Origin of the sequence: Dietzia sp. SLG310A2-38A2, assembly GCF_014145095.1 — a bacterium.
Taxonomy (GTDB): domain Bacteria; phylum Actinomycetota; class Actinomycetes; order Mycobacteriales; family Mycobacteriaceae; genus Dietzia.
Map to the genome: position 1 here is coordinate 1 of NZ_JAALDX010000092.1, position 6,077 is coordinate 6,077.

At 64.8% G+C, this 6,077-nt stretch carries 8 protein-coding genes and 1 pseudogene; 3 read left to right on the forward strand and 6 right to left on the reverse strand.

The features are described 5' to 3' along the window. Positions 1–27: 27 nt before the first annotated feature. On the reverse strand, positions 28–378 hold the full coding sequence (locus tag G6027_RS03740; RefSeq protein ID WP_017836525.1) for a hypothetical protein: 351 nt from the start codon (positions 376–378) through the stop codon (positions 28–30). Between the two features lie 51 nt (positions 379–429). After that, positions 430–687, reverse strand: a complete 258-nt coding sequence (locus tag G6027_RS03745) for a glutaredoxin family protein (protein WP_182635525.1) — start codon at positions 685–687, stop codon at positions 430–432. Positions 688–773: 86 nt separating this feature from the next. Here G6027_RS03745 and G6027_RS03750 point away from each other — a divergent pair, with 86 nt between their 5' ends. Together G6027_RS03750 and G6027_RS03755 are read left to right on the forward strand one after the other, a co-directional pair. Then, positions 774–1,238, forward strand: a complete 465-nt coding sequence (locus G6027_RS03750; protein WP_182635527.1) for a hypothetical protein — start codon at positions 774–776, stop codon at positions 1,236–1,238. Next, a complete protein-coding gene (locus G6027_RS03755) occupies positions 1,235–2,260 on the forward strand; it encodes a hypothetical protein (protein WP_179526367.1) in 1,026 nt (341 codons plus the stop codon). Before G6027_RS03750 ends, G6027_RS03755 begins: the two co-directional genes overlap by 4 nt. A 537-nt stretch (positions 2,261–2,797) precedes the next feature. Here the strand turns inward: G6027_RS03755 and G6027_RS03760 are convergent. The 4 genes from G6027_RS03760 to G6027_RS03775 form a co-directional block, all read right to left on the reverse strand. Further along, a complete protein-coding gene (locus G6027_RS03760; RefSeq protein ID WP_179526366.1) occupies positions 2,798–3,217 on the reverse strand; it encodes a helix-turn-helix domain-containing protein in 420 nt (139 codons plus the stop codon). A 10-nt stretch (positions 3,218–3,227) separates the two neighbouring features. Further along, the gene (locus G6027_RS03765; RefSeq protein WP_182635528.1) at positions 3,228–3,578 is read right to left on the reverse strand and encodes a hypothetical protein; all 351 of its coding nucleotides are present in this window, start codon (positions 3,576–3,578) and stop codon (positions 3,228–3,230) included. A 1,041-nt stretch (positions 3,579–4,619) separates the two neighbouring features. Beyond that, positions 4,620–4,838 (reverse strand): hypothetical protein, encoded by a 219-nt coding sequence (locus G6027_RS03770; RefSeq protein ID WP_179526364.1) that lies wholly within the window; start codon positions 4,836–4,838, stop codon positions 4,620–4,622. Between the two features lie 77 nt (positions 4,839–4,915). Beyond that, positions 4,916–5,371, reverse strand: a complete 456-nt coding sequence (locus G6027_RS03775; RefSeq protein WP_179526363.1) for a helix-turn-helix transcriptional regulator — start codon at positions 5,369–5,371, stop codon at positions 4,916–4,918. Between the two features lie 461 nt (positions 5,372–5,832). On the opposite strand from G6027_RS03775, the pseudogene G6027_RS19295 reads away from it, so the two are divergent. Further along, a pseudogene (locus tag G6027_RS19295) lies at positions 5,833–6,077 on the forward strand (hypothetical protein); the annotation flags it as partial.

Below are 6,077 nucleotides of genomic sequence, written 5' to 3' on the forward strand. Positions count from 1 at the left end.
AGGGAAAGGGACCCCCACCCACCAGAGCTATTCCGTTCTGCGGGCCAGGGGCAGCGTTGCGTGGCCCACGTCGATGCCGTAGACGATTAGCGTCGGTTCGCGTTCGGCTGCGTCTCGCACTCTGATGGCGTCCTCTGCGTAGACCAAGACCTCGTCGCCAATCCTGAACTGCGACGCGAGAGTTGTTGACCACTCGAAGAGCTTCGAGTCGAGGAACTGAACCTCGTAGCGAGTGGGGGAGTGGCGGGCACCGGGTTGTCCGCCGTGTTGCACTCGGGAATGGTCATCGAGGACTCGCATACAGGTCAGCTGTGTCGAGCCGCGCTTGGTCGCGAGCGTTGTGGTGTGCAGATGAGTGAGGGCGCCACGAACGATCATTACTGCACCCTAGCGTGGCGTTCCCGCACATGCGCCACATGCGCCACACGGTCAACTAGTGGCACTAGTGTGAATCAGTGCCTTGATTAGTTCAGGACGGTAGCCACACCACTGCAACTGAGGATCGGGGGTGATCACGACGGGCAGTGCGGTCACCCATTCCAGTTCGGTGAGCCCGTCGAGTGCCACCGGGTCTTCGTCGACGTCGACGTACAGGAACGCCACACCAGCTTGATCCAGGAGCTTCTTGGTCCTCATGCACGGCCGGCAGGACACCCGGCCGTAGAGGGTCACCGTCGGTGTGGCCATGTGAGACTCCCACTGCACGAAGTTGCCTCGTTAGGGTATGCGTCGTGCCTCGTTTACAACGGCTACTTCGCCCCACCCGGTCCCCGGTGGATACCGCGGTGGATCGACTGATGGGCGAGTTGTCCGATGTCGCTGATCCGGCAAGTGAAGCAGCCATCCTGGCAGCCGCGGCGGACCTAGTCGGTGACCCGGTGACGCTCGAGGAGGCCCCACAGCCGACGGGGCGGTACGGCATGGTGATTCGAACAAAGCACGGACACGTGATCGTGCTGGATCCAGAACTGACCGGTGATCTGCGCTTTCACACGCTCTTGCACGAAGTGGGGCACCTCGTTCTCGGGCACCATGACCTCCAGGGGACACCTGACCGATTGGCCGCCCTACTCACAGGTCGCCCGGTGGTCTCAGAGACGTCGTGCGCTGTCCCAGCCTTCCGCGAGTTGGCGCAGCGCGAGAACGAGGCCGAACAGTTCGCGTCGACAGTGACCAGGCGGCTTCGCCGAGGTCTGACGAACCGTCACCTTTCACGCCTCGACGAAGCGTTCGGATGACGCTGGTCATCCTTATCGTCCTCGAGCTGCTCCTTCTCGCGTACATCATCTCGCGGATCCTGCGGGCCCAAGTGGCTCCCAACCCCGTTCTCCGCGCGGCGACCCTGACGTCTATCGCGCTCTTTGTGGGGATGCTTTCGGTCACCGGTCCTATCGAGGTGGTCCTGAGCGGGCCTGGCTCAGCGACGATCGGCGCACCGACGCTACTCAAGCACCTGAGCATCTTGGGGTGCGCCGCTGGCGTTCTTCTCATGGCCTTGGCCCAGCGTGAGCACGACAACCCCAAGGCCGAGCGTGCCGTCTGGTTCTGCTTCGCTGCGGCCGGGGTGCCGGTGATTGTCCTCCACGTGATAGCTGGAGGAGGGAGCCAGATGACCAGCGTCGGCTACGTGGAATGGTCCCACTCCCAGCCGGTGCTCCTGGCGGCGATGCTGATCGTGTACATCGGCGGACTCATCGCAAGCCTCGGGTTCTTCGCAGTGATCTGGCCCCTGCGCCTGGGGACCGCTGCCGGCCGCGGTCTAGCAATCATGGCCGTCGGTGCAGCACTTCTGGCCGCGTGGTGCTTCGTTCGCCTCGCCTACCTGTGGTCAGCGGCCTCCATCACCTCGCCGCCACCTTCAGACGCCGAGTTCCTGGTGACCCAGCTGCTGTCCGTCGTGGGGATGTTGCTCCTCACGCTGGGATTGCTGTGGTCGACCGTCGAGGCAGACCTCACGGCGTGGCGCCACTGGCGTCGCTTTCGCCAGCTCAACGCCCGGGTGATCATGGTCTTGCCTGAGATCCAGCGAACCTCAGACAGGCGGCTGGGGTTTGATTCGTGGGTGTTCGATCGTGCGATCGAGGTGCTGGACGGACTCCACCATTTTGAACGGGTCGCGGGCAGTGAGTCCGGCTTCCCAAAGGCCCCCCGGAATGTCAGTGACGGCGAGATCACCGCAGAGGTGGCCCGGGTCGCCGCCAACTGGACAGGCCCGGTGACAGCCATCGAGGAAAGGGACCGAGATGACCATGACTCCTGAGAAGGCGCTGACGGAGGCCTTCGCGCCGTGGGTAGTGCTCGCGGTGGGATCCACGCATCTGGGATGCGCTGTGCGATCGCCAGGATGGGGGATCGCTACTGCGGCGGGCCTGGGCCTGGTTCCGCAGGCGGCGATCGCCCGGCGCGTACGTCGCAAGGAACTCACTGACCATCACGTGACCCGCCGGGAAGACCGGCCGGTAGTGATCGCCGGTATCGCGGCTTCCGTGGCCACTCTGCTACTGGCTCAGTCTCGGTTCTCAGCGCCGCCGGAGCTGAACCGGATGACTCGGGCAGCACTGCTGACCCTAGGCGTTGCCGGCGCCGCAACCCTCCGCATCAAGGTGTCGTTCCACACCGCAGTCCTGGCAGGCGTAGTGGCGGTTCTGGCCCGGGAGGTCTCACCGCGGTACTGGTGGGGGCTCGGACTGGTTCCGCCGGTCGCATGGGCGCGAGTTCGGATCAGCCATCACACCCCGCTTGAAACTGCTCTCGGATGCGCCCTTGGCGCAGCCGGGGGTTACTGGGGCGGGGGACGCTAGCCGTCGAGACCAGCTCGTCGCCGTTCTTCCTCCACTGCACGGCTGATCCGTTGGATCGCCTCGGCCGGGAGGTCGACAGCTCGAGCGGACACCGCTAGGACTTCGCTATCGCTCACGCGACGGAGCAGGGCGATGTAGTCGTTGGTGCGTTGGTATTCGTCCTCGTCGACGAAGTACTGCTCGGTGACGCCGAAGAAGGCAGCCAGGTGTCGAATGATCCGTTCGGAGGGATCGGTTCGGACGCCTCGCAGGAGCTCAGAGAGATACTGCTGGCTGAGGTCGCCACCCAGCTCTTTGACGCCGGCAACGATCTCCATCTGCGTGTAGCGGGTTCGGCCCGGTGGGTGAACGGTGTCCACGAGAGTGCGCAGCTTCTCGGCGAAGGTGCTTCGTGCGTCACCTGACCTGGGTCCCATGGGGGTGATGTTACTTACCGGTCAGCGATGCTGACGCGTCACGCTCGGAGCGGCGACGGGCGAGTTGTCGACGGAGATCGGCCATGGTGTTCTTCACATGGGTAATTGAGGCTCGTTGCTGGGCCGCCAGCCTGTCTTGTTCCGCTCTCGCCCGCTGTTGTTCCAGCTCGGTTTGGTGACGCTCGGCTTCGACCTGACTAGGGGAGGGCTCAGCCAGGCGGTTAGCGATACGGGACAGTCTGTGCCGGAGAAATGCCGCAGGATTCTCGATGCGAGTCGGCCAATCGCGTGGGTTGGTGCGGGCGTCGAGGTTGAGCACTGCCACCAGGTCGCGACCGGTCCACTGCTGGTAGTCGACCATTTCGGTGATGACGTCGACCAGTGACCCGAGGTGTCGTCCGTTGTCTAGGCCGTGGGTCCGGGAGATGAGGTCGGCGGTGACGATTTGGGCGGCGAGTGGTCGGGGGGTCTCTTGGTCTCTCGGAGAGCGCCCGGAGGGCGCCTTCGCGCGCGTGAGCGCGCGTTTGGGTGAGTTACACCTACGGGGAGTTTTACTCCCCGTAGGACCCCTACGGGGTAGTAACGATTTTGTATGCCACCTGCGGATTAGGGTCAGTGCCCACGTGGAGGCAGCACGCATCTGGACACAGTCGTGGTGTACGGCCGCAGCAAGGCGTTCCTCTGCGCTGAGGTAGCGGCCGCGAGCGATCTCCACCGCCAGGCCCAGGAGCTCGAGGACTCGCCTGGTGTTGGCAACGACATCGTGGCTCCAGGGCCGCGTGCGGCCGGCCTTCTCGGCGGCGTGAGCTGAGATGGTGGCGTTTGAGGCCGTTAGGTGGCGACCGGTGCCGCTGTCGGCGTAATCGGCGCACCCGCGGGCGATCGCGCGTGCGGTTACTGGGGACAGATGCCGCGAGCGGCATAGACGCCGGCCTTCGTCTGTAGCCAGTGCTACGTCGACAGCGAGCAGCCACCTCGCGCGACCGGACCAACACAGAGCTGGGGGTTTCCCGGGAAGCGCCCAGGAGCGGCCACGTTGACCGTGGGTGAGGTTAGCCGCCTCAGCAGCGGCGATTCGGGCCTCAATCGTCTGGCCAATAGAAGAATCAGAATCTGGTGTGGTGAGGGCATGTCGCGCATCCTGACGTTCCAGCGTGGCGATGCTGGACACGTCATTTGGGTATGCGCTACCCTCGGAACAGCTGGACAAGCTGTTTCCGCCTTTCGGTGGGGCACCAAATACCGGATCACGAGTTGGCGCTCGTGCCGGTCACACTTTGAGCGATCGCCTTTCGGTTGGCCCCGGAGGGCGATCGCTTTTTTGTGCGGGTGCGCTATGCGGTTGTCAACGACGATGCTGTCGTGTGCGCGACGCGCCTCCTGTCTGAGTAGGGGAGTGGGATCAACCAGCGCGACCGAGTAGGTCCAGTGCGCTGGGAGCTTCCGCTTCCCGCCGTTTGTATTCGGCGAGACCGTATGTGACGACGTCTTGCAGCACTTCCCACCGCTTGCGACCGGATCGACGCCAGGTGGCGTTGAAGTCAGCGACGAGGGCCTTGTCGACCTCGCCGTTGAGCTGGGTGCGGTGAGCGCGGGTTCGCGGGCGGCCGAAGGTCGTCATGGGTTATTAATAACACGCTTGTGATTCGCCGTCGAGGATTTGATGCCCCATCGGCGTGTTTGGAATATAACGCAGGACTAGGAGAGTTTGCTATCGGCGTGTCGTCGCCGGTCGTCCCGGGAGCGCGTCCAGGCCGCCAGCACACGCTCTGGCTCAAGGCCGTAAACCCTGGCCAGCGGCTCGCACAGCTCTGAGCGGGGGATGGCCACGCCCCGCTCCATCTTGGACAATTGCGGCTGTCGCAGGCCGGCGGCGGCAGCCGCCTCGGCCTGGAGGAGGCCTGCGTGGATCCGGAGGTCAGGCAGCCGCTCGACATCCTCGCTGACGAGCGTGAGGTCGGCCGGGCGCACCTTGAGTACGCGCGCTAGGGCGACCAGGAGGGGCGGTTCAGGGGTCCGCCGCGCGGACAGCCAGCCCTCTACGGTGCTGGTGGAGACCGCGAGCGCGACGGCGAGGTCTTCGGCGGTCGCGCCCCTTCGGGCCACGGCCGAACGAAGTGCGGTGGGGCTGATATGCCCCGCGCGGCGCGGCATGAACTCCCCCTCGTCGGCATGGTCTGTCCGACAAGTGTGTCCAGTTCCGCCACCCGAATTTCCCACTGGCGGAATATAGCGCGGGATTATAGGGTGGGTCCAGCTACAGGCCGACGAAGCCCGTCGGCGGTAGTTGGAGGACCCACAAGGGCGCTACTGTACGTAACGTAACAGTACGGCTAGCAGTACGGACAGTCTTCACGGCGCGAGGAGTCGAAGTGACGAAGCGAAGAATCGGATCTCTTTCACGGCCAGCGATGAGGGGAGCACTCGTTGGCACGGCAAGCGCTCTCATCGCTTTCGGCGGTGTCTATGCGGCCCTGGCCGCCACGCAGGCTGGTGTCACCGAAGCACAGTCCCCGGTGAAACCGGCGCTGTCGACTCAACCGGGAGTGAGTGTCGCCCAGGTGGCGTCCACACCGGATTCGAGAGCCGTGCCTGTTTCGGGCAAGAGCGCAGTCGTGACGCAAGTGAAGTCGGGGAACCAAGCTGGCCTCAAGGAGGCCACCAAGCCCAAGGCGCCTGAGGTGAAGCCCGAGCGGGACGAGCCCCAGAAGCGGGAACTGTCCTCGGAGGAATCCGCCCCAGTTCAGCCAGCTCCCGCTGAAGTCCGCCAGGCGCCCACCCCCGCTCCGGTTCGTCAGGCGCCGTCCTACCCGGTGCAGCAGGCACCGGCTCCAGTGCGCCAGGCGCCCGTGCAGCAGGC

What these genes read in the sequence shown, in the direction of transcription:
- G6027_RS03770 (WP_179526364.1), bottom strand. Translation starts at nt 4,838, where the DNA reads ATGACGACCTTCGGCCGCCCGCGAACCCGCGCTCACCGCACCCAGCTC.
- G6027_RS03760 (WP_179526366.1), bottom strand. Translation starts at nt 3,217, where the DNA reads ATGGGACCCAGGTCAGGTGACGCACGAAGCACCTTCGCCGAGAAGCTG.
- G6027_RS03765 (WP_182635528.1), bottom strand. Translation starts at nt 3,578, where the DNA reads ATGGTCGACTACCAGCAGTGGACCGGTCGCGACCTGGTGGCAGTGCTC.
- G6027_RS03745 (WP_182635525.1), bottom strand. Translation starts at nt 687, where the DNA reads ATGGCCACACCGACGGTGACCCTCTACGGCCGGGTGTCCTGCCGGCCG.
- G6027_RS03775 (WP_179526363.1), bottom strand. Translation starts at nt 5,371, where the DNA reads ATGCCGCGCCGCGCGGGGCATATCAGCCCCACCGCACTTCGTTCGGCC.
- G6027_RS03740 (WP_017836525.1), bottom strand. Translation starts at nt 378, where the DNA reads ATGATCGTTCGTGGCGCCCTCACTCATCTGCACACCACAACGCTCGCG.
- G6027_RS03755 (WP_179526367.1), top strand. Translation starts at nt 1,235, where the DNA reads ATGACGCTGGTCATCCTTATCGTCCTCGAGCTGCTCCTTCTCGCGTAC.